This window comes from Pseudomonas sp. GW-45, assembly GCF_056896675.1.
Map to the genome: position 1 here is coordinate 3,082,955 of NZ_CM167674.1, position 21,271 is coordinate 3,104,225.

18 protein-coding genes and 2 pseudogenes are annotated in these 21,271 nt (G+C 54.8%); 9 read left to right on the plus strand and 11 right to left on the minus strand.

What is annotated here, in order from left to right:
• Positions 1 to 40 precede the first annotated feature (40 nt).
• Positions 41 to 928 carry a LysR family transcriptional regulator gene (locus tag AC1XYH_RS14435; protein ID WP_483323840.1) on the minus strand — a complete coding sequence of 296 codons (888 nt, stop codon included), beginning with the start codon at positions 926 to 928 and terminating at the stop codon, positions 41 to 43.
• Positions 929 to 1,058: 130 nt separating this feature from the next.
• On the opposite strand from AC1XYH_RS14435, the gene AC1XYH_RS14440 reads away from it, so the two are divergent.
• Positions 1,059 to 1,787: a pirin family protein gene (locus AC1XYH_RS14440; protein ID WP_483323841.1), complete on the plus strand. Its 729-nt coding sequence runs from the start codon at positions 1,059 to 1,061 to the stop codon at positions 1,785 to 1,787.
• Positions 1,788 to 1,891: 104 nt separating this feature from the next.
• On the opposite strand, the gene AC1XYH_RS14445 is transcribed toward AC1XYH_RS14440, so the two are convergent.
• The 4 genes from AC1XYH_RS14445 to AC1XYH_RS14460 all read right to left on the minus strand — a co-directional run bounded on the left by AC1XYH_RS14445 (position 1,892) and on the right by AC1XYH_RS14460 (position 7,302).
• On the minus strand, positions 1,892 to 2,140 hold the full coding sequence (locus AC1XYH_RS14445) for an HP1242/YdcH family protein (protein WP_483323842.1): 249 nt from the start codon (positions 2,138 to 2,140) through the stop codon (positions 1,892 to 1,894).
• A 575-nt stretch (positions 2,141 to 2,715) separates the two neighbouring features.
• A complete protein-coding gene (locus AC1XYH_RS14450; protein ID WP_483323843.1) occupies positions 2,716 to 3,936 on the minus strand; it encodes a c-type cytochrome in 1,221 nt (406 codons plus the stop codon).
• Between the two features lie 2 nt (positions 3,937 to 3,938).
• On the minus strand, positions 3,939 to 4,478 hold the full coding sequence (locus tag AC1XYH_RS14455) for a (2Fe-2S)-binding protein (RefSeq protein WP_483323844.1): 540 nt from the start codon (positions 4,476 to 4,478) through the stop codon (positions 3,939 to 3,941).
• Positions 4,471 to 7,302 carry a xanthine dehydrogenase family protein molybdopterin-binding subunit gene (locus AC1XYH_RS14460; protein ID WP_483323845.1) on the minus strand — a complete coding sequence of 944 codons (2,832 nt, stop codon included), beginning with the start codon at positions 7,300 to 7,302 and terminating at the stop codon, positions 4,471 to 4,473. The genes AC1XYH_RS14455 and AC1XYH_RS14460 overlap by 8 nt, the downstream gene beginning before the upstream one ends.
• A 295-nt stretch (positions 7,303 to 7,597) precedes the next feature.
• On the opposite strand from AC1XYH_RS14460, the gene ppnN reads away from it, so the two are divergent.
• The 6 genes from ppnN (at position 7,598) to AC1XYH_RS14490 (ending at position 12,690) form a co-directional block, all read left to right on the plus strand.
• Positions 7,598 to 8,971, plus strand: coding sequence for a nucleotide 5'-monophosphate nucleosidase PpnN (gene ppnN / locus AC1XYH_RS14465; protein ID WP_483323846.1), 1,374 nt, complete (start codon positions 7,598 to 7,600; stop codon positions 8,969 to 8,971).
• Between the two features lie 185 nt (positions 8,972 to 9,156).
• The gene (locus tag AC1XYH_RS14470) at positions 9,157 to 9,768 is read left to right on the plus strand and encodes a DUF3617 family protein (protein ID WP_483323847.1); all 612 of its coding nucleotides are present in this window, start codon (positions 9,157 to 9,159) and stop codon (positions 9,766 to 9,768) included.
• 232 nt (positions 9,769 to 10,000) lie between these two features.
• Positions 10,001 to 10,396, plus strand: coding sequence for a hypothetical protein (locus tag AC1XYH_RS14475; protein WP_483323848.1), 396 nt, complete (start codon positions 10,001 to 10,003; stop codon positions 10,394 to 10,396).
• 3 nt (positions 10,397 to 10,399) lie between these two features.
• Positions 10,400 to 11,062: a CDP-alcohol phosphatidyltransferase family protein gene (locus AC1XYH_RS14480; RefSeq protein WP_483323849.1), complete on the plus strand. Its 663-nt coding sequence runs from the start codon at positions 10,400 to 10,402 to the stop codon at positions 11,060 to 11,062.
• A 1-nt stretch (position 11,063) separates the two neighbouring features.
• On the plus strand, positions 11,064 to 12,020 hold the full coding sequence (locus tag AC1XYH_RS14485) for a phosphatidate cytidylyltransferase (protein ID WP_483323850.1): 957 nt from the start codon (positions 11,064 to 11,066) through the stop codon (positions 12,018 to 12,020).
• A 7-nt stretch (positions 12,021 to 12,027) separates the two neighbouring features.
• Positions 12,028 to 12,690: a lysophospholipid acyltransferase family protein gene (locus tag AC1XYH_RS14490; protein ID WP_483323851.1), complete on the plus strand. Its 663-nt coding sequence runs from the start codon at positions 12,028 to 12,030 to the stop codon at positions 12,688 to 12,690.
• A gap of 345 nt (positions 12,691 to 13,035) precedes the next feature.
• Here AC1XYH_RS14490 and AC1XYH_RS14495 read toward each other — a convergent pair whose 3' ends face one another.
• On the minus strand, positions 13,036 to 14,622 hold the full coding sequence (locus AC1XYH_RS14495) for a hypothetical protein (protein WP_483323852.1): 1,587 nt from the start codon (positions 14,620 to 14,622) through the stop codon (positions 13,036 to 13,038).
• Between the two features lie 112 nt (positions 14,623 to 14,734).
• Here AC1XYH_RS14495 and AC1XYH_RS14500 point away from each other — a divergent pair.
• A protein-coding gene (locus tag AC1XYH_RS14500) for an IS3 family transposase (protein WP_169850854.1) occupies positions 14,735 to 16,287 on the plus strand; the annotation gives its coding sequence in 2 pieces (ribosomal slippage) (positions 14,735 to 15,197 and positions 15,197 to 16,287; 1,554 coding nt in all).
• A gap of 20 nt (positions 16,288 to 16,307) precedes the next feature.
• Here the strand turns inward: AC1XYH_RS14500 and AC1XYH_RS14505 are convergent.
• Both AC1XYH_RS14505 and AC1XYH_RS14510 read right to left on the minus strand, forming a co-directional pair.
• Positions 16,308 to 17,249 carry a hypothetical protein gene (locus tag AC1XYH_RS14505; RefSeq protein WP_483323853.1) on the minus strand — a complete coding sequence of 314 codons (942 nt, stop codon included), beginning with the start codon at positions 17,247 to 17,249 and terminating at the stop codon, positions 16,308 to 16,310.
• A gap of 286 nt (positions 17,250 to 17,535) precedes the next feature.
• Positions 17,536 to 17,898, minus strand: a pseudogene (locus AC1XYH_RS14510) (topoisomerase DNA-binding C4 zinc finger domain-containing protein); the annotation flags it as partial.
• 58 nt (positions 17,899 to 17,956) lie between these two features.
• Between AC1XYH_RS14510 and AC1XYH_RS14515 the strand changes: the two are divergent.
• Positions 17,957 to 19,089 (plus strand): IS3 family transposase gene (locus AC1XYH_RS14515; RefSeq protein ID WP_123891117.1). Its coding sequence is split into 2 segments (ribosomal slippage): positions 17,957 to 18,197 and positions 18,197 to 19,089, totalling 1,134 coding nucleotides; the frame shifts between segments, so codons are not numbered across the junction.
• Positions 19,090 to 19,116: 27 nt separating this feature from the next.
• On the opposite strand, the pseudogene AC1XYH_RS14520 reads toward AC1XYH_RS14515, so the two are convergent.
• From AC1XYH_RS14520 to AC1XYH_RS14530, 3 genes and pseudogenes are all read right to left on the minus strand, one after another.
• Positions 19,117 to 19,539: pseudogene (locus AC1XYH_RS14520) on the minus strand (nuclease-related domain-containing protein); the annotation flags it as partial.
• A gap of 147 nt (positions 19,540 to 19,686) precedes the next feature.
• Positions 19,687 to 20,826 carry a Fic family protein gene (locus tag AC1XYH_RS14525; protein ID WP_483323854.1) on the minus strand — a complete coding sequence of 380 codons (1,140 nt, stop codon included), beginning with the start codon at positions 20,824 to 20,826 and terminating at the stop codon, positions 19,687 to 19,689.
• Positions 20,827 to 20,917: 91 nt separating this feature from the next.
• On the minus strand, positions 20,918 to 21,178 hold the full coding sequence (locus AC1XYH_RS14530) for a helix-turn-helix transcriptional regulator (protein ID WP_483323855.1): 261 nt from the start codon (positions 21,176 to 21,178) through the stop codon (positions 20,918 to 20,920).
• Positions 21,179 to 21,271: the final 93 nt, after the last annotated feature.

Consider the following 21,271-nt stretch of genomic DNA (forward strand, 5'->3'; position numbering starts at 1 on the left):
TTACGCTGTTTTCGCCCAGGGCATACCACGGGCACCTGCACTATTTGCGCGCTAACAAGGCATCACGCAGATAATCGACCAGAAACTGTACCAACAATGACGACTGACGATGCTGCGGGTACACGGCGTACACCTTGGTCGTGGGCAACTGGTAGCTATCCAGCACGGTAACCAAATCGCCACGGGCCAACGCTTCGCCGACGATAAAAGCTGGCAACATGGTCAGCCCCAACCCGGCAATCGCCGCGTCGCGCACCAACTCACCATTGTTGACCCGATAGCGTCCCTGCACCGCCACTGCCTGGCTACGGCCATCGACCCAATACCGCCATTCAACCGTTTTGCTGTGACCGTAAAGCATGCACTCATGCTGGCGTAGATCAACTGGCGTCTGCGGTGCTGGGTGCGCCGCCAAATAGGCCGGACTGGCACAGGTGACCATGTCCATCGCTGCCAATTGCCGAGCGATCAGTGTGGAATCAGCCAGAGCACCGATACGGATAGCCATATCATAGCCTTCACCAAGCAGATCCACCGTGCGATCACTCAGATCGAGCTCGATACTCACATCCGGGTAAAGCCGCATGAAATCCGGCAACAACGTACTCAGGTGCAAGGTGCCGAACGACATGGGCGCCGATAGCCGCAGAGCGCCACGCGGCGACGCACCCTGCTCCGAGACCAGCATGTCGGTTTCGGCAACATCTTGCAGTATTCGCTGCGCCCGCTCGAAATAGCTTTGCCCCAATACGGTCGCATTCAGTTTGCGCGTCGAGCGGTTGATCAGGCGGACCCCAAGGCGGGCCTCCAGCGCTGCAACCCGGCGACTAACAAACTGCTTGGATAGGCCCAGCGCATCGGCGGCCGCAGTGAAACTGCCGCATTCCAGTACGCTAACGAACAATTGCATATCTTCCAGCTGATTCATTGTCACCCCTTAGCGGACAGTGATACCTATTTCAGCATCTTAATCCACGCAAGAATAGACAGTAATCTGTTTTCAGCGGGCCAAGGCTCTTTTTAATACAGCCGCCCACAACGAAACAGGAGTACCCGACATGACCAATCAGACGACGCTACGCAAAGCCACCGAACGCGGTATTGCCGACCACGGCTGGTTACAATCGCGCCACAGCTTTTCGTTCGGCTCTTATTATGATCCAGAGCACATCGGCTTTTCGGACCTCTTGGTAATCAACGATGACCGGGTGGCCGCGGGTGGTGGCTTTGGCAAGCACCCGCACCGCGATATGGAGATTTTCTCCTACGTGCTCGAAGGTGCGCTGAAGCATGAAGACACGCTCGGCAACGGCTCGCTGATCAAGCCCGGTGACGTGCAGCTAATGAGTGCCGGCACCGGGGTTGCCCACAGCGAGTACAACGCCAGCAACGGCACGCCGGTGCATTTCCTGCAGATCTGGATCATGCCGAGCAAAAAAGGAATCCAGCCGGGTTATCAGCAGCAGCACATTGCTGCCGCGGAAAAACGAGGTCGGCTACGTTTGATTATGGCTCCGGACGGAGGCGACGGTGCACTCACCCTGCATCAGGATGCGCGGGTTTATGCGGGGCTGTTCAACGGCGACGAGCATGCAACGCTCACTCTGCCTGCCAACCGCCATGCTTATGTGCATGTAGCCAGCGGCACGGTCACGGTGAACGGGCAACGCCTGCAAGCAGGTGACGGGCTCAAACTGCGACACATCAAGGCGCTGGAGATTAATCAGGGGCAGAATGCCGAAGTACTGGTGTTTGACCTGCGCCCCAACGAATTGCCACCGGTGTAATTCCCAAGTAAAAGGCCGGCGCTCCATTGGGGCGCCGGCCTTTTTTTCCGTAGCCATTCATAGTCTGACTACCGATAACAATGATGTCGATTTAGGCGAGCTACTTAGGCCTCGGAGGCCTTCTGCAGCGCATTGTAAAGTTGGTCCTTCAGATGCGCGCGGCTGGCTTTCATACGCGTAAAGTTTTCATCCGAAACCGGCAGGTTTTGTTTCTCCAGCGTTTGAATTTCCTTGTCCAGTTCAGCGTACTCCTTTAACTGCTTTTTAAAGTGACCATCGTGCTCGGTCAACTGGTCGATCAGATCGCTGTACTGCGGAAAGTCGTTATGAAGTTCATGGTTCGAAATGCCCATTGATGATAACTCCTTGCTACTGCGAATAAGACGAGCCAAGTGCTGCTGTTTGCCCTCTGGCTAATGCCGAAACCCATACGGCACAATCTGAAGATAGCGCCAGCATGAAACACTGCTCATGGTTGTAGAGGCCGCAGGCAGACATTGGTTCCTGCCCATCGTCACTGTGCGACAGCGCGTCACGCTTATGTCTGGGGCTCCTATATAAAATCAACCAGCCTCCCTTACCTTCCCAACACCAGAACACTACCTCAGCAGCATGATGGGCTTTTAGATCAGCCTACCTACCGGTGCATGGGGTAATCCTGCTTTGACGTTGAGTCAGCGACCCTTGGCGGGTGACTGAAAATACAGCTTGCAGAACATATATGAGTACCACATACAAAGGTGTTTTAGGGGGAGCGGTACTGCTGAGGTTGCGACTGAGCGGCATATCGCAGCGTTTATATGCCCCAAGCTGGAAAAGCGGAAAGCGGAAAGCGGATGGCATCAGGGTTCTTGCCTGCCTACCGCAAGCAAGAACCTTATATTAAAAAGCCGCCGGAATACGGGCTTATAATGCGGTGTGCAGCGAGCTATTCAGGCGAAGCCTCTTCCTGCAGCGCTTGCACATCTGCCAGAACCAGATCACTGTCTTTCCCGCCCCAGGTCTGACGCAGGTAGTTAAGCAGATCAGTGAGTGCCTGTTGGTCCAGCTTGTCTGCGAAGCCGGGCATCGGTTGCATGCGTTCAAAGCCGGTAAATTTCTGTTCGCCAATGCCATCCTCGATGACCCGCAAAAGGTTGCGAGGATCATCCAGACGTAGCGTGGTGTTGCCGCGCATGGCTACAGCAATATGCGGTTTCCCCTCGCCACCCGGCGCATGACAGCCGGCGCATACGTTTAGATATTGCTGCCGACCCCGCTGCGCACTGGAGCTGACCTGATCTAACGGCACCTCATTCAGAACCCTGGCTTCAGGCGGCTGATCTCCCAATAGAAAGGTAGCGATCGCATTCAAATCATCGTCTGCAAGATACTGAGTACTGTTGTGGAAAACCGGGTACATTTCGTTAAACATCGTGCCCTGGTCGCTCATCCCCAGCTTTAGAAACGAACTCAGATCTTCGTGACTCCAACCTCGATCGGCCAAATCTCTAGCTAACAAGCTCGGTGCAAGGTAGCCGTTAAGTACGCCACCCATCATGCGTTTATCCGCCTCCATCGCACCGGCCATGCCTCTAGGTGTATGACACTCGCCACAATGACCAAGCACATCAACCATATACTGCCCGCGCTGCCAAGCCTGGCTTTTGCCTTCCGGAGACTCCAGCGGCACGCCATCGCCGTAAATCAGGTTCCAAGCGATGATCCCCGGACGCACATTAAACGGAAAACTCAGACTGGTTTCCGGTGCAGCCCGCTCGATAGGCTCAACCGTTTTTAGATACGCGTGAATGGCGTCTGCGTCTTCACGCGTTACGCGGTGGTAAGAGGTATAAGGCATAGCCGGATACAGGTTGGCGCCATCGCGCCGCTTGCCCTCGTTCAACGCGGCGAAAAACTCGTCGTCGTTATACAGGCCAATACCGTGCTCTTTGCTAGGTGTGATGTTGGTGCCATAAATAGTGCCGAAGGGCGAGTCGATCGGTAGCCCGCCCGCATAGGGAGCGCCGCCCTTGGCAGTGTGACACGCCATACAATCGGCCGCGCGGGTGAGATATTCGCCGCGCTCTACCTGAGTCTCCGCCAGGGCAAGCGCACTTGATCCAGCCAAACCGACCGCCATGGCTATGCGCAACAATGGGTATTTCATATTCAACCCTCCCTGACCAAGCCGAGTTCGGTCAGCACATTGCGCGTCGCGCTGAAATACCGCACATAGCCGGTACAGCGGCAGATGTGATGACCCAAGCTATCCTCCACGACCTGCTCAAGCTGGCTTTTCGCAACTGGCTGGCGCTGCAGTTTTTCTACCAGCACCGTCGCCGCATTCACAAAGCCCGGCGCGCAATAACTGCACTGAAAGGCGAACTCATCAACAAAGCGCTGCTGAATCGGATTGAGCTGGGTGACTTTACCTTCGTCATCGCGCGTCGCGTGGCCTTCAATGGTGCGCACGCGCTTGCCGGCGAAGTAATGCGCGCCCGTAATACAGGTGCGTACCTCCTCGCTGGTACCGTCTGGGTTATCGACGATGACCACACAGGCATGGCAAATACCCTGGCCGCAGCCCAGGCGAGAGCCGGTCAGGTTCTTGTATTCGTGCAGGTAATCGATCATCAGCAGATCATCGGGGATGTCCACCGGTTCGGCGGCATTACCATTTAGAGTCAGTTGCAGCGAACGATTAGCCATTGAGGGCCTCCTTAATGCGCGTAGAAGTGAGAGGCAGGTCGCGAACCCGCTTACCAATAGCGTGAGCAACAGCGTTGCCGATAGCGCCAACTACCGGAATCATCACCACTTCGGCAATGCCTTTGGCTGGATCACTGCGTGACAGCGGCGGCAGGATTTCTGACGTCTGTTTCCATACCGCCACGTGCCGCGCCATCGGCAGGCGGTAGCGATTGAAATTCCAGTCACCTTCTCCGGGCCCGCCTTCGTACAGCGGCATTTCTTCCATCAGCGCATGGCCAATGCCCATTGCTACGCCCCCTTCTAACTGGCCTTTCACCAGCTCTTCTACTAGCACGCGGCCACACTCGATCCATGAGTGATGGTTGAGTACCTGTACCTCCCCAGTGCCCTTGTTAACCTTCAATTCCACCAGAGTCGCCACCGGGCTGTAGTAAGTCACCGCGGCATTGTTCAGCTGAACATCGGGATAATGCACCGTCTTGCGATCCAGCAAGTGAAAGCCTGCGCTATTCATCTGCGCCTGCTTCTCACTCGCCGCGCCGTCACCGTACTTGACCGCCAAACCATCAAGCGGCAGACGCACACGCGTCTTGCCAATTTCAAACTCGGATTCAGCCCAGCTCCAGCGATTAAAGCCGTGCACGGTGGCACCGGTGATAAGCCCTAGGTCGTGGGCGTGCTTGGCCAGCTGCGCAAAACTCAGCGGCTGCATACCGTTAGCCGTAAGCTGACCATCCACCCAGTTGGCATCTTCCCGGCGTACGACGTAGGGGTTGGCTTGCCCTCCGTACGGGCCTTGACTCCAGATATGCAGGGCCGCTGGCCACAAACCGTGGTTGAACAGTACGCGCGCGGCTTCACGGGTGGCATGACTGAAATAGTAGGCGGAGTTACTGGCCGACGATGCCGATGCCAGCTTGCCCACCCAGCGCGGATCAAGCAGGAAGTTATTCTGCTCAGCCTGGCTCATGGTGTAAGGATTGCCGCCGGTGGTCAGCTGTAGCTCATCCCACTGGGTTTCGCCGGTGGTCACTTCGCTTGCCGGGCTACCCAGAAAGTCAGCGACGACAAGCGCTTGCGAAGTCGACATACCCGTACCGATTTCTATACCGATATGACGCAGGCTAATGTGCCCATCGGCAGTGAATTCAACACTGGCCATCGGCGCTTCAGAGCCGGTACCAAAGTCCTTTTGGCAGATGGCGAAGCCCACGCCGTGCCAATGGTCCGGATCCTGCGCCTCGCGCTGTTGCTTGAGTGCATGGCGGTTCTTCCAAACCTCATGGACGGCGGCTTTATCCAGAATTTCGTGCAGCCGTAACGCGCCAGCAGGTATCGCGCCTTGAGTGTTTTTTGTACCTGAAACCATGGCGTTTTTCTTGCGTAGCACGATTGCGTCAATGCCCAGCCGATCGGCAATTTCATCGACCATCATTTCGGTGGACGCCATGCTTTGCAGCGTACCGTAGCCACGCATTGACCCGGCTTCCACGCCGCGTGAGTGGTAGGCCGTCACCTGCAAATCATTCTGAGGCATATAGTAGATTGACTGCGCTGCGGTAGCGCCAACCGCCGCCACCGAGGAGCTATAGTTGGCTCGTCCGCCACCGTCGACGCTCATCTCGGCGCGAAAAATCTTGAAGCTGTAATCAGTCTTATCGACTGCCAGCTGATAGCGAATGTCGAACGGGTGCCGCTTGATACCACTCTGAAACTGCTCATAACGATCGTTGGCCAGACGCACTGGCACACCGGCACCGTACAGTGCCGCGAGGGCCGCGTAGTAAACGAATATATTGTGGTCTTTGGAGCCGTAGCCAACGGTATAACCCGGATGTATTTTCAGGTTATTCAGGGCAAACCGCGACGGCGCGATCATCTTTGCAGTTTCAGTTGCCGCTTCCAGCGGGCACTGGGTTGCCACCACAAAATGCAGTGTTTTGCTTACCGTGTCGTACCAACCATTGCCGTTGTCCGGCTCCAGGGCGGCGGGCTCGATCGATGGCGTTTTATAGCGCTCATCAAATACCAGCCAATTGTCTGGCGGAGCATCTATCTGTTGCTTGATGCGACCAGCGTAATACAGCCCTCTCTCGGTCAGATCGCCGTGCAGATCGGGTTGGGAATCCCACACTGGGCGACGGTTGCGCAACATCGGGAAAAGTATCGAATCCTTAAGACTGGCAAACTCGTCTTCATCGGCAGAAGTGGCACCGCCTACCCGCACATAGCGAAAGCTGCCGTAGGGGTCGGTTTGATAAAGCTCAGCCTTAGCGCCATAACGAATGGCTTTGTCATTGAACTTGAGTTTGGCTTTGGCCTGACGAAAGCGCTCAAAGTCATTCCAGATCAAAATGGCCACCGGATGACCGATAAACATCGGTACTTGGCCCACCGGCAACAACGGATCAGGGCCATGGTCTTGCGGGAAAGCGATACCGTCGTTAGCCAGGTCTTCGGCCGTCACGATCCGATCCGGCTGCAGCTCGGCACCGAGCCAACTCAGGTCCATGCCCGCGTAGATATGATCAGCCTTGGTTATTTTCAGCAGCATGGCGTGCCCCTGCTGCTCGGGCCAGCCCGGCATATCCTTGGCACGGATATCACGCGCAAACACTTTGCCGCCACACACCTTGGACAAGGCGTCATTACGCGATCGAGCTTTACCATTAGTGCCAAGCCACTGCTCGGAAGGCATGGTTACGCTCTCTTCCTTCAAGGCGGCGAAGGCCTGATTACTGAGCGGTATAAGCGTCACGGTCACACCAGCCACCACACTACCCTGCAGAAATGAGCGCCGGGACATATCACGGTTGGACATAAATCATCCTTTAGCGGTTATCAGCCCGCTATTTTGATTGTTTCTTAACTATAGGCACTCAATCAGTACCGAGGCCTTTTTTTGACCAAAATGAGACAGTCACGGTAACGCAATGCCTACCTTAAAAATAAATTATTCCTATTTATTTCTTGCGGCGGACGAGTTCGAAGATCAACAAATTTTCCGTAGAGGACCATACAAGCGCGCAGTGTTTGCGTTACACCGCGCATCCCGAGGAGAATACAGACAACAGATGAATATCCATTTCGGTTGTACCCCGCTTCAGGAAAACCGCATGCCAGCAAAGAAGGTTATCAACGCGTCCGTCAGCCCTAAGGGCAGCCTGGAAACGCTCTCGCAACGTGAAGTACAACAACTCAGTGCAGCCGGCTCCGGCAGCACCTACACCCTATTTCGCCAGTGTGCATTGGCCATCCTCAATACCGGCGCTCATGTCGATAACGCCAAGACGATTCTTGAGGCCTACCATGACTTTGAAGTGCATATTCATCAGCAAGACCGGGGCGTGCGGCTGGAGCTTTTGAACGCACCAGCGGATGCCTTCGTTGATGGCCAGATGATTGCCAGCACCCGTGAAATGCTCTTCAGCGCGCTGCGCGACATTGTGTATACCGAGAGCGAGATCGATAGCCAGCGCATCGATCTAAGCAGCTCTGAGGGCATCACCGATTACGTGTTTCACCTATTGCGTAACGCGCGCACGCTGCGCCCTGCGGTAGAGCCGAAGATGGTGGTGTGTTGGGGCGGCCACTCGATCAGCACAGAAGAATACAAGTACACCAAAAAGGTCGGCCACGAACTGGGCCTGCGCAGTCTGGATATCTGCACCGGATGCGGGCCGGGCGTAATGAAAGGCCCGATGAAGGGCGCTACCATCGCCCATGCCAAACAGCGGATTCTGGAAGGTCGTTATCTGGGCCTCACCGAACCGGGCATCATTGCCGCCGAGGCGCCCAACCCCATCGTTAACGAGCTGGTTATTCTGCCGGATATCGAGAAGCGTCTAGAAGCATTCGTACGCGTGGGCCACGGCATCATCATCTTCCCCGGCGGCGCCGGTACCGCCGAAGAGTTTCTTTACCTGCTCGGTATTCTGATGCATCCGGCTAACAAAGGGTTGCCCTTCCCAGTCATTCTCACCGGCCCCAAAAGCGCCGAAGCTTACTTGCAGCAGTTAAACGCATTCGTTGGCGCCACTCTAGGTGAAGCCGCACAGCAGCATTACGAGATCATCATTGATGATCCGTCTGAAGTTGCACGGCAGATGACCCGCGGCCTGCAGGAAGTAGAACAATTCCGCCGCGAGCGTCATGACGCGTTTCACTTCAACTGGCTGCTGCGCATCGAAGAAAGTTTTCAACGTCCCTTCGATCCCACCCATGAAAACATGGCCAGCTTGCAACTAAGCCGCGACCTCCCTCCGCACGAACTAGCTGCCAACCTGCGCCGCGCCTTTTCCGGCATCGTCGCCGGCAACGTCAAGGATCAGGGTATCCGCCGTATCGAGCAGTACGGGCCTTACGAAATTCATGGCGATGCCGAGGTGATGCAGCCGCTAGATCGTCTGCTCCAAGCGTTTGTGAGCCAGCACCGGATGAAGCTACCGGGCGGCGCTGACTATGTGCCTTGTTATCGGGTGGTGAGCTGAAGTCCGGCGACAGTCGCTCGAATTCAGCCTTGTTTACTGGCGCGTCAAAGTTGACCAAGCAGTGCTTGGTCAACTTTGCACAGGTTTTGCCGCCCACAGCACAACACCGGGATGGCGTTTCCGCCCCTCGCTTCTATAGTTAGATACGACTTCATTTAATCGACCTGACCAAGCAAGGAGTGCACATGAAATTCACCCCACATCACCTGATCGCCTGCCTGTTACTGACCGCAACCGCCCCGCTCTACGCTGCCAACATCGAACCCGCTCCCGAACCCGGCCTTTGGAACAGTGACAGCACCACTCTGATCAATGGCGTAGACATGCAGAAAAAAATGCGCGAAGCACGTGAGGCCATGCTCGCCAATATGCCTGCCGAACAGCGCGCCATGGTCGAACAAATGATGGGGGATGCCGAAGCCGCAGGCCACAAACGCTGTATTACCAGCGAGCTGGCGCAGCAAATGACCGATCCAGACACCTTATTAGCAGACGCCCAGCAGCAGATACCCGGCTGTAAGCTTAAAGTGGCGCAAAATGCTGACGACCGCCTGGAGTTCAGCGGCGAATGCGCAAACACCGAGGGTTTTACCGGCACCATGCAAGGCGACATGCAGATGGTTAGCAGTCGCGAAATGCGCTCAAACTTTCGGGGTGACGGCACCTATCAGGTTTCCGAGCAGCTCACCGGTGGTCTGAGCGAAGAGCTCAACGGCCCAGTGAAAGTAGAACACCGCGAAACCAGCACATGGGTCGCCAGCGACTGCGGCGACGTGCAGGTCGAAACGCTCAACTGAGTTAAAACCCGCGCCGCATTGCTCTATACCGCATGATGACCGTCACAGCCTGAACAGCGCGCACTCGTGCGCTGCTCAGCATATGCGTTAAGCTGCTCCTCTTGATTGCCGATCGAACAGGATTTCAAGGCATGCTTCTTTTGCCAGAACAACGTTTTTTATTCTCCCTGCTGCTTACCTTCTCAGCACCCTTGAAGACTCACACAACGCCTTGTGCAACAGGACAGACGCGATGAGTGCCGTCGCACCTGGCCGCCTGGCTGCCGCTGCAATGGCGTTTCTACTTTGGGGTGGTTGGGCGCTGCTAGCCAACTGGTCTGCGGGCCATCGTGAAGCCTTGATCGCCGGTCTGTTACAAGGCACCGCCAGCGCCCTCATTACCTTGGTTATGGCTGTTTGCGCCAATGCCCTATTCACACGCCTACCCGGCCTTCTATTGCGTGTCATCCTGCCGCCGTTGCTGATCGTATCGGTCAGCTTCAGCGCCCTCTGGCTAGCGCATACTGCCAATGCCACGCCCGCGCTTTGGGCCACCATATTGCCGCCCAGCGCATTGGCCTTTGCCTATTGCCTGTATCTCACTTTTTCGCTGGCGCGTGATGCCAGCGCCAGTTCTTCGGAGCAGTAAACCATGACCGACCTCAGCAACCGCCGCCCCTTGAAGATTCGCGATCAGCAAATGATGCGACGCTTCGCCGCCTGGCTTAGCCGCCGCAGCGTAACGCCCAATCAGATCTCAGTGCTCAGCGTGGTCTTTGCCCTGGGCGGCGGCGCAGCGCTGGTGATGGCCGGACAGACGTTAGCTGGCGAGCGCTCACTTTGGTTTCTGGCCGCCGCGCTGCTGATTCAATTGCGCCTGCTGTGCAACCTGTTCGATGGCATGGTCGCGATGGAAGGTGGCAAGCAAACGCTGGCCGGCGAGCTGTTCAACGATGTGCCTGACCGCATAGCCGATCCGTTGCTGATCATCGCCTGCGGCTTTGCGCTGCCGGATTACCCGAGCGCCATGTGGCTTGCCTGGCTCGGCGCCCTACTGGCGGTTATGACCGCCTATATTCGCGTGCTGGGCGTATCGCTTGGCCTGCCCGCAGATTTTCGCGGCCCGATGGCCAAGCAGCAACGCATGGCGCTGATCACCGTGGCTGCGGTGATTTCCGCATTGGAAATCTTCTGGGGCCATTACGGCATGGTGCTCTGGATTAGCTTGATCCTGCTGGTGGTAGGTAGCGCGATGACCGCGATGCGCCGCCTGATTGGCGCCTATCTGCGCCTGCAACAACGTGGAGCCAACTAAGATGGATATCGGCCTGGCCTTTATGCTCGACCTCACCCCCAATGCACTTGGGGCCATGCTGGTAGTGCTGGCCATGCTGGTGGTGGCCTCTATCACCCAGTGGCGCCTGCGCTCACGGCTCAGCCCGGAAGCGCATCTGGAACTCAAACAACGCATTAACTCCTGGTGGGTCATGGTCGCGGTGGTTTTTACCGCACTGATGATTGGCCAGGTCGCCTCGCTGATCTTCTTCGCCTTACTCAGCTTTATCGCGCTGCGGGAAATATTCTCGATCCTGCCCGTACGCATCACCGACCGCCGCCTGATCCTCGCGCTCTACCTGATGGTGCCGCTGCAGTATTACTGGATTGCCACCGATTGGTACGGCATGTTCATCGTGTTTATTCCGGTGTACCTGTTCCTGCTGATCCCCTTCGGCCTGCTGATGCTGGGCGAAACCAAGGGCTTTATCCGCGCGGTTGGCTCCTATCAATGGGCGATCATGACCACGGTATTTGCCATCAGTCACGTAGCCTACCTGCTGATGTTGCCGGCGGATCAAAACGCCTCCGGTGGCGGCGTCGGTCTGGTGCTGTATCTGGTCTTCCTCACCCAGTTCAACGATGTAGCGCAGTACATCTGGGGCAAGAAGTTTGGCGAGCGCAAGATAGTGCCCACCATCAGCCCCAACAAAACCTGGGCTGGTTTTCTTGGCGGCGTAGCCACCACCACGCTGCTGGGCGGCATACTCGCACCCTGGCTCACGCCACTGAGTTTCTGGCAGGGGCTGGCCGCCGGCCTGCTGATCGGCATCGCGGGCTTTATCGGCGATCTGACCATCTCTGCGGTCAAGCGTGACCTGCGCATCAAGGACACCAGCCAGCTGATTCCCGGCCACGGCGGTATTCTCGACCGTATCGACAGCCTGATGTACACCGCGCCGCTGTTCTTCCACTTCCTTGTTTACACCAGCTACTGAGGCCGCCATGTCATTCTTTAAGCGTCTTCCCAAGCGTCTGTTCTTCATGCTGGTGGTCAAACCCGTGGTGTATCTGCTGCTGGGGCTCAACATCTACTCCGTGCAGCGCCTGCCCGCACGCGGCCCGGCGATCCTGGCTGCCAACCACAACAGCCACCTCGACACTCTGGTGCTGATGGCGCTCTACCCACTCAGCCAACTGCACCGCGTGCGCCCGGTCGCCGCCGCCGATTACTTTCTGCGCAACCGCTTTACCGCTTGGCTATCGCTCAACGTCATCGGCATTATCCCGCTCGACCGGCAAAGCCAGGTCGACAAGGAAAAGGTGTTTGACCTCTGCCAACAGGCACTCGCCAACGACGAAATACTCCTGCTCTTCCCCGAAGGCAGCCGCGGCGAAGCCGAACAACTGCAACCGCTGCGCAAAGGTATTTACCACCTAGCCCGCAGCCACCCCGGCACCACCGTCACCCCCATCGCCATGCACGGCCTTGGCCGCGCTCTGCCCAAGGGCGAATCCATGCTGGTGCCGTTTAACTGTGATGTGGTGATTGGTGAAGCGCTGACACCGGGTGAGGACAGCAATGTGTTTATGCAGGAATTGCAGGCGTCGTTGGAGGATTTGTTGGCTGCGTGTATTACCCGGCGGGATGAGCGGTGGGAGGATTGACCTGCTCCGCCGCGCAAAGCTTGAGCGTGCCACTCTGTACTCAAGCGACTGACAGCTCGAATTACAAACCGTCTTGCGCCAAAACTTTTATTAGATAACACTGCTCACGAAAACTAACCCTCATGACCGGCGTGGTTTGACCATCTAGTTGGAGGGGAAAAAAGCCGGCGAAAGCCGGTTTTTTCGTATCTGGAGCAAAGGAATGCAGGATAACCCAGATAGAGCGCCTCTAAAGAAGCAATTGGGGTTGAATCAAAATCAATTCATCTGCCCTTGCTTTCTGTTGGAAGAGTTGGTTTTACTGCCCTGAGTATAAACGTTCATCTGAAGCCGTCTGCTCCTATATCATGTATCAGAGGAGGTCGACTCACCAAAGTCATCGTCCTCGACTAAATCATCACGAGATTGCATGTATTTACTATTAGACGGATCATAGTTCCTCTTGGCTGAACTCAAGACACGCTTCAACTCTTTGCGGAAATCATTTTTTCGCTCTTGCATTACGTCATGACACCAATGCGTTGGCAATCCGCGCTTCCTGCTTTCTTCAACTAGGGGCGAAAGCAAAAGATGCATATAATTGTAAAATACTCGTCCTCTTTGCACTCTAATTCTAACTCGTCGCACCACGCTACGCTCGGAATCAATCTCAGAGCTTAAATGCCTAAGCTCCTGCCAAACCTTTGGATCGGCTATGTATGTATCAAACATCACATTCTCTATGAAAGTAAAATTCGATATAAGCTCTTTAACAATATAGCCTCCGAGCCTAGAAGGGACGTAACTAGACGCGATAGACGGGTCTCCGTGGCTTGCAGTAAAAATAAATCTCCGCTTACACAGATCCACCAAGACTTGCTGTGTAAACCCATCGCCAACCCCTATTTTTCTCATACATTCCGATATAACAGAGCCATCAATTCGACGAAAGTTATTCTCACTAGCGCAGGCCACTATCGCAGCGAGCAAGTACAGTCTAACAAGTTGCATTTGACTTACAGACAGGCGTGAATCAAATGGGTTTGCAATGGTGGAAGAGTCCTCGTTGTAAACAGGGCTTGTGCCGAGCATTATCGCCCTGAATGCTTCATGCTTAGGGAGCAAATACCTCCCTGTTCTTTGGTAAAGCTCGAGCGCTCGCCCAGGATTTGTGTACCCTCTTTCTAAAAACTCTCGCGTCATCCTTAGCGCAAGTCGAATATCCTCTGTGGCCAGCACTTCAATTCTATTGCCAATCTCAGTCCCCAAGACCGAGCCTTGTAGCAAGTCTACTATCTGAGATGCGTCATCCACCTTCACTTTCGCTCCATTCTCAGCAACAAACTCTCCTCTCTTTCCAGACGCCATATATTTCACAAGAGCAAATCGCTTAGAAATGACAGTACTGATTCTAGGCGGATCTATCTGAATTGTTTCAAAGTCAAAAGCGTCTATTGCTGGCGAATTTCGGTGCCTAGCAAAAGTAGACTGACGAAGGCATAGTATTAAATTCAGCGAAAGGCGCCTTGCAATTGCCAAAGATTCTGTAAAAAGCTTAGATTGCGACTCATCCTCTTCTATTTGGTCAATGTTGTCGATAACCAAAAAGAAAGGAGCCATTGTAGTTGCATAACTTATAATTTTATCTACATATGGAGTCAAAGCCCTATAGTCAGACATCAAAGTCTCAGACACCAGGTCGTCAACTTTCTCTGGCGACGCGAAAGAAAGGGGTCCGGACTTCAAAGCATCTATTTCGTCTTTGTAGGCTGCACGAACACATTCTTTGGTTTTTAGAAAAACATTAGCATTTATATATTCCAATAAAGATTTATATATGAAATTGCTAGCCGAAATATTGCTCGGGCAGTTCAAAAAATCCAAGTGCAGCCAATGCGGACAACTACTCACCCCTTTCTCAACAAACAAATCTTTTATTTTGACTTTCCTCATATAGCCCAGAAAAGTCGTTTTTCCTGCTCCTACCGTACCCCCGGTGTCAGGCTAGTTGTCGCCTGAGCTGATTTATCAAAACGATAGATCGGGGGCGTCAAAGAGAGCTGTAATGTCGAGCTATTCACCTGAGCGTAAAGCTGCCCTGCTGAACAAGTTACTCCCGCCACTCAACCACTCCGTAGCTGAGCTCGCTCGCCAAGAAGGTGTCCCCGAAGCGACGCTGTATGCTTGGCGCACCAAGCTCAAAGCAGGAGGCGCGGTAGTGCCTGGAGACAAGAACAACACCGATGACTGGCCCGCTGAAGCCAAGTTCGCAGCGGTATTGCATGCGGCCACCCTGAGCGAGATCGAGCTCAGCGAATACTGCCGCAGCAAAGGTTTGTACCCCGAGCAAATCAGCGCGTGGCGTCAAGCCTGCATTACGGGCCAGATGTCCGCTAAAGCGCAGCTCAAGGCAGAGCGAGATCAAGCACGTGCCGACAAGAAACGCATTACCGAACTGGAGCGCGAGTTGCGGCGCAAGGACAAGGCGCTGGCGGAAACCGCCGCCATATTGGTACTGAGAAAAAAGATGAATGCCTTCTGGGGAAACGACAGCGAGGACGTTTGACCTCGCTGCCAGAACGGCAACAACTCGTTGAACGCTTTAACCACGCCGTCGCCTCTGGCGCGCGCAAGGCGGTGGCCTGCGCAGAGATCGGCCTGTCGTTACGCAGCCTGCAACGCTGGGCGCTGACACCGGTTATACAGGCCGATGTGCGTACGACCACGCCACGTCCGCGCCCGAGCAATGCCCTGAGTGCTGAGGAGCGTCGCACCATCCTGGAGGTCTGTAACAGCCCGCCATTTGCCAGCTTGCCGCCGAGTCAGATCGTGCCAAGGCTGGCCGATCAAGGCCGCTACCTGGCTTCAGAGGCGACCTTTTACCGCGTGCTGAAAGCCGCTGATCAGCAGCATCGCCGCGGTCGCAGTCATGCGCCGCACAAGCACGCCGCACCGACCACGCACAGTGCAACGAAGAGCAATCAGGTCTGGTCATGGGACATCACCTACCTGCCATCGCCAGTGCGCGGGCAGTATTACTACCTGTACTTGATCGAGGATATCTACAGCCGCAAGGCCGTGGGCTGGGAGGTTTACGAGCAAGAAAGCGGCGAGCGGGCGGCCGGACTGATGCAGCGTACCGTGCTCGGCGAGCGCTGCGCGGGCCAACCCCTGGTGCTGCACTCGGATAACGGTGCGCCAATGAAATCAGTGACGCTGCTGAGCAAGCTGTACGACCTTGGCATCACCCCGTCGCGCGGACGACCCCGTGTAAGCAATGACAATCCCTACTCGGAATCGCTGTTTAGAACCCTGAAATACTGCCCGCAATGGCCGCAGGATGGCTTTGCCGATTTGGAAGCCGCACGCAGCTGGGTGCGCGACTTTATCCGCTGGTACAACCATGAACACCGCCATAGCCGCATCCGCTTCGTGACCCCGGCACAGCGCCATCGCGGCGAGGATCAAGAAGTACTGGCCAAGCGTCATGTGCTGTACCAGCAAGCCCGTCATAGACACCCTCATCGCTGGTCAGGTGCAACGCGAAATTGGCAACCTATCGGCGCCGTCACACTCAACCCAGAGAGGGAGCAGCCGGCAGTGAAAATAGCAGCTTAAAAACACGGCTGACGCGACAACTACCTTGCAAAACGCCGCGTACCCAGAATTAAAATAGCGAGAGGCTTACCGCCAAGAGCTGCTGACCGAACATTCAACGCTCGATCACGAAACTTCCCTTCAATAAGCTTGGAATCAGCTTCTTTCATCGCTCTCAACATACCACCACCGACGACAGCATCCCTTTTTGCCACATTCATTCTTATCTTATGATCAAATTTTAAAGTTTCGGGGGTGGCAACATAACACCGCTCAAAAGAATCACTTTCTAGAAGCGAAATTGAATCAGAAAACGCCAAATTTACTTCACTTTCTATCAAGGGAAAAATCGGATTATTACGAGTCCCACGCGCATTAGTTGAGAAAAAATTCCCTAACTTTCTATTTTCTATTTGATTCTCAACACGCCCTAGCAATACCGATTCTAGACTACCCGAAATAACCGCGCCTCGACTAAGCAGATCATGAAACTCTTGATAACTTTCGCTTAACGCATCTTCTAGCGACCAAAAAACCTGGACTGTAGAGTCATTAAATTTAACCTGATCGTGTCTCTGCGCTGCAAACACCGCCCAAACCGCACCATTGGTAGCCACAGCGTAATCTATACCAAATTTACGCGCGTAATCTCTAGCTTGAATGATCGCCTCTCCAAGTTCGCTTTGCAGAAAGCGATTTGAGAGCTTTTCTCTTCGCTTTCCTGGCTCTACAGAAAATGCCGCTCCTATTTTTTTCGCCTCTACAACTATGGCGGTATTTGCCGTGCGAAGTATATAATCTGAGTAAGTTGTAGCGGCATCTTCAGTAACATGCTCCTCCGGATAGATATCTTCATCTAACCACCCAAGAACCTCTCGCAAAACACGGTCTATTACTCTTAGGCGCGTAGCTGCTTCATTCGCGTCACTAAGAGCAAGCTTACGGCACATATTTAAAATATCTGAGGAAGCGGTATTTTCCATATCACTCTCCATTAGCTCACTATATTTCCAATCAAATAAATTCTACAAAAGGAAAGATTTTCTTTAAGGAGCCGCCACTTAGACAACGGGGTGGGGTTAAGTACAACCTTACTTCCTAATACTGTACTGGCAGCACCCTGACTCCCCTTACCATATAAATTCCAAGCAGTTTGAAACGCCCATTTATGCCGACCTTTCTCACACCTCCTATCGAGGGAAAACTCGATATTTGGGAAGAAAGCAACAGATTCATTACCTTTTCGAGCACTACTTGATCCTTCCACTGCTATTCCTCCCAGAGAGACCGCATAGTTCTGCACTTAGGAAACCCCGAACACCCCCAAAACTGCTGCCCAGCCTTCTCCCCTGACTTCGCAGTCCGGATCAATAGCGCACTGCCACATTTCGGACATTGCCGCTCGGCTGTCGGATCGCTACGCCGCTTGAGGTTCTGCACATGCTCGCGGTGTGTGGCAAGGCTGGGTGCGCGGCGGCCGGTTTGCAGGGCTTTGAGCATGGTGTCGACTTCCGCTTCGCTGAATACGCGTTGCTGGAATGACTTGATATAGCGAATAAAGCCGATGCCCTGGGTCACGTTGGCGGGCAGCTCGGTTTTGAAAGTGCTACCACCAACAAAGGTGATCAGGGTTCTACCCCGTTACTGCGGACACTCTTGAAAAGAGGCACAATGTGCCAAAGGAGTGTTCATGTCCAAACGCAGAAAATACAGCCCTGAATTCAAGCGCGAAGCCATCGCGCTATCTCGCCAGCCTGGTACCAACTGTCGTCAGGTGGCCTTAGAGATTGGCATTAACCCCAATTTGTTGTCGCGGTGGGTCCGTGAAGCGGACGATGTGCCAAGCAAAGCGTTCAAGGGCTCTGGTACGCCTCGTGACGAGGAGCTTGCCAATCTGAAACGCGAACTGGCGCGGGTAAAAAAGGAGCGCGATTTTTTGCGCGAAGCGGCAGTGTTCTTTGCAAAGGAGTCGTCCTGAGGTATCAGGCGATTCAACGCTGTCGCAGTCTTTTCCCGATACGCCTTATGTGTCGATGCCTGAAGGTCTCGGCCAGCGGTTATTACGCCTGGGCATCTCGACCTCTATCCAGCAGGGCTATGGCTAATCAGCATCTGTTGTCGCGAATCAGAGAGATTCATGATGATAGTGGTGGCATGATTGGTTCGCCCCGGATGCATGAAGACCTGGCTGCCGAAGGCACTTCTACGAGCCTGAATCGGGTTGCAAGGCTAATGGCTAAGCACGGTATCCAGGGGTGGCCTCGCAAAAAGCGGGGACGAATGGGGCGAGCGTCGAGTCGGCCACAGGGTATTCAAAACCATCTACAGCGGGACTTCTCAGCGCTTGAGCCTGATACCAAGTGGGTCACGGATATTACGGAGATCTCCACTCAGGAAGGAAAACTGTATCTATGCGTGGTCCTGGATCTGTTCAGTAAGCTGATTGTGGGCTGGTCCATGCATCACAGACAGGATCGGCAGATGGTAATCAGAGCTGTTCAAATGGCTGTGTGGCAACGCCAGGGCGAAACCCCGGTGATACTGCACTCAGACAGGGGTACGCAGTTCACCAGCGGCGATTACCAGCGTTATCTGGGCAGCAATCGGTTAGTCAGCAGCATGAGTGCCGTTGGCCACTGTGGCGATAATGCCGCCTGTGAGGGCTTCTTTGGGATGCTGAAGCGAGAGCGAGTACATCACCGACGTTACCGTACTCAAGACGAGGCAAGAGCAGACCTATTTGAATACATCGAGCGGTTCCATAATCCTAGGATGCGACGTAGAGTTGCTGCGCAGGATCAAAAGCTCTTAGCTGTTTTATAACCGTCCGTGGAAACGGGGTAGAACCCTCACCGAGTGCAGGTGCTGGGGGTTAAGGCCCAGCGTGGCTTCCATCGCTTTGAGGTGTTTGTAGTTTTGCCGCAGTGGGTTCTGGAATTTGAAGGTGCGCTTGTAAAGCTTCTGCGTCCACTGGGCCTGTTTTTCGCTACCAAAAATCCAGCCGCTCATGTTCTTCGTTTCCAACACAAAGATGCCGTAGGGCGAGAGAAAAACGTGGTCGATCTGCGTGGTGCCGTCTGGGGTATTCAGGGTGACGTTATGCAGGCGGCGGTAGACCTGCTTATCCAACTGCAAATGCGCGAATAGCCGCACCAACAGTTCACCGATATAGCCCTTGAACCAAGGCGACTTGAGCAGGCTGATGAGCAGCACCGCTGGGATAAACCAGCCGAGCATGCCCCATAGCGGCGCGATGATGGGAGAGAAATCCATTTCCTATCCTTCGGTTATTCTGAGTCAACTGGCCTGAAATGCGTGGCCTGATTTAACGAACCCGGTTTAACTGGATAGTACCTAAATTTAGTTTGATAGCACGATAATATTGCAGCCATTAGCCAGGAGGCTGCGTCGTCGAGCACTTTAGGTTGGAACATTGCCTGCGCTGTTTACCTGATAGCGAGTACTGCGCCCACCGCCAGGCAGCCGAACGATGCAGCCTTTCGCTACGAGGTCGATCAGGTGGCGTGTGGCTGTTGCTTTGGATACCTTGGCTACGGCTTGGTATTGAGCAGCACTAATACCTGCCTCAAAACCGCGTTCGCCTCCATCGAGCAGGCGGTTCAGCACTTTGGTCTGCTCAGCGCTAAAGGTTTGGCTGCGATGCGTTTGCCAGAAGCGCGCTTTGGTCAGCACGCGATCGATGCGGGCAAGCGCCTGTTCCAGGCTGTTGAGTAGCGTGGCGAGAAACCATTGCAGCCAGGCGGTGATATCCAGCGGGCCTTTCTGGCTGGCTTCCAGAATGCGGTAATAACCGGCGCGGTCGTCGAGGATGCTGGCAGACATGGCGTAAAAACGGATGGTTTGATGCTCTCCCTGAGCCAATGCCAGGTCGGTTATGGCGCGGGTAAGCCTGCCGTTACCGTCATCGAAGGGATGCAGGGTTACGAACCAGAAATGGGCGATGCCGGCGCGTAGCAAGGGGTCGAGGCTGGCGTCGCTGCGGCTGCGCTCGAACCAATCCAGAAAATCGGCCAGTTGCTGTTCAAGCCCGGCGCGGGGTGGCGCTTCAAAGTGCACGGTGGGGCGGTCGAGACGCCCGGAAACAACCTGCATGGGCTCATCACCACGCAGCGCGCCAATGAGCAGCGGACGTGCCATAAGGCTGTCGTCGTCTGGGAATAACCAGCGGTGCCAAGCGTATAGCCGCTCCAGGTCTAATGGCTGCTGATGTGCCTGCGTGGCATCGAGCAGCAATTGCGCCAAGCCTTCTGAGCGCGCAGTGGTTCGGCCCTCCTCGCTTACTCCCAGTCGCTTTGCCAGAGAGGAGCGTACTGAGCCGACATTCAGCTGTTCGCCTTCGATAGCGGATGAGGTAACGATGTTCTGCAGCATGGCATCGAGGCTGCTTTGCGCTTCTGTGTCATTGCCGACCGCACCAAGCATGCCGATCAGCCGACCTTGCGCCTGGGTACAGGCGCGCAGCAGCGGAGCAAGCGGTTCAGCTTGCCAGGTGAAGCGCGGCCAGTCAGGTTGCTGCCAGATCCAGAGAGGGTCGGTCATAGATTCGCTCATCTGTGAGCCGATTAGCGAATCTATTCGGCTCATTACATGAGCTGATAATGCCGATTATTCGGCTCAGTGTCTAATTGGCTTAGCCTTGCCCTGATCGCTGCTCTTCAAGGATGTCTTCAATCGTACGCTGATGGCCGATCTTAATTAGCTTCAGTTCGCATCCGGCCGCTTCCAGCAAACGAACCAAAGCAGAAACGCTCATATCGCCCTTGGCCATTGTTTCCATACGCGCCACTGTTGAACGCGATACGCCGGCACTGCGGGCCAAAGCTTCCTGGCTTAGGTTCGCATCGCGTCGCGCCTGTTTGAGCATTGCGGAAACGTCGTAGAGGGTTGTCATTTGTAGCCCTTGAGCATCAAAAAATAGATATAGACCGTAAAATGTAGCTCCTGGGCTACATTTTACATAGTTTTACCGTATTTCTTTCAGCCG

Excerpts from the sequence above, each read along its gene's own strand:
- AC1XYH_RS14445 (WP_483323842.1), bottom strand. The coding sequence starts at position 2,140 with ATGGGCATTTCGAACCATGAACTTCATAACGACTTTCCGCAGTACAGC.
- AC1XYH_RS14490 (WP_483323851.1), top strand. The coding sequence starts at position 12,028 with ATGTCATTCTTTAAGCGTCTTCCCAAGCGTCTGTTCTTCATGCTGGTG.
- AC1XYH_RS14440 (WP_483323841.1), top strand. The coding sequence starts at position 1,059 with ATGACCAATCAGACGACGCTACGCAAAGCCACCGAACGCGGTATTGCC.
- AC1XYH_RS14475 (WP_483323848.1), top strand. The coding sequence starts at position 10,001 with ATGAGTGCCGTCGCACCTGGCCGCCTGGCTGCCGCTGCAATGGCGTTT.
- AC1XYH_RS14455 (WP_483323844.1), bottom strand. The coding sequence starts at position 4,478 with ATGGCTAATCGTTCGCTGCAACTGACTCTAAATGGTAATGCCGCCGAA.
- AC1XYH_RS14530 (WP_483323855.1), bottom strand. The coding sequence starts at position 21,178 with ATGACAACCCTCTACGACGTTTCCGCAATGCTCAAACAGGCGCGACGC.
- AC1XYH_RS14485 (WP_483323850.1), top strand. The coding sequence starts at position 11,064 with ATGGATATCGGCCTGGCCTTTATGCTCGACCTCACCCCCAATGCACTT.
- ppnN (WP_483323846.1), top strand. The coding sequence starts at position 7,598 with ATGCCAGCAAAGAAGGTTATCAACGCGTCCGTCAGCCCTAAGGGCAGC.
- AC1XYH_RS14525 (WP_483323854.1), bottom strand. The coding sequence starts at position 20,826 with ATGACCGACCCTCTCTGGATCTGGCAGCAACCTGACTGGCCGCGCTTC.
- AC1XYH_RS14470 (WP_483323847.1), top strand. The coding sequence starts at position 9,157 with ATGAAATTCACCCCACATCACCTGATCGCCTGCCTGTTACTGACCGCA.
- AC1XYH_RS14450 (WP_483323843.1), bottom strand. The coding sequence starts at position 3,936 with ATGAAATACCCATTGTTGCGCATAGCCATGGCGGTCGGTTTGGCTGGA.
- AC1XYH_RS14495 (WP_483323852.1), bottom strand. The coding sequence starts at position 14,622 with ATGAGGAAAGTCAAAATAAAAGATTTGTTTGTTGAGAAAGGGGTGAGT.
- AC1XYH_RS14435 (WP_483323840.1), bottom strand. The coding sequence starts at position 928 with ATGAATCAGCTGGAAGATATGCAATTGTTCGTTAGCGTACTGGAATGC.
- AC1XYH_RS14480 (WP_483323849.1), top strand. The coding sequence starts at position 10,400 with ATGACCGACCTCAGCAACCGCCGCCCCTTGAAGATTCGCGATCAGCAA.
- AC1XYH_RS14505 (WP_483323853.1), bottom strand. The coding sequence starts at position 17,249 with ATGGAAAATACCGCTTCCTCAGATATTTTAAATATGTGCCGTAAGCTT.
- AC1XYH_RS14460 (WP_483323845.1), bottom strand. The coding sequence starts at position 7,302 with ATGTCCAACCGTGATATGTCCCGGCGCTCATTTCTGCAGGGTAGTGTG.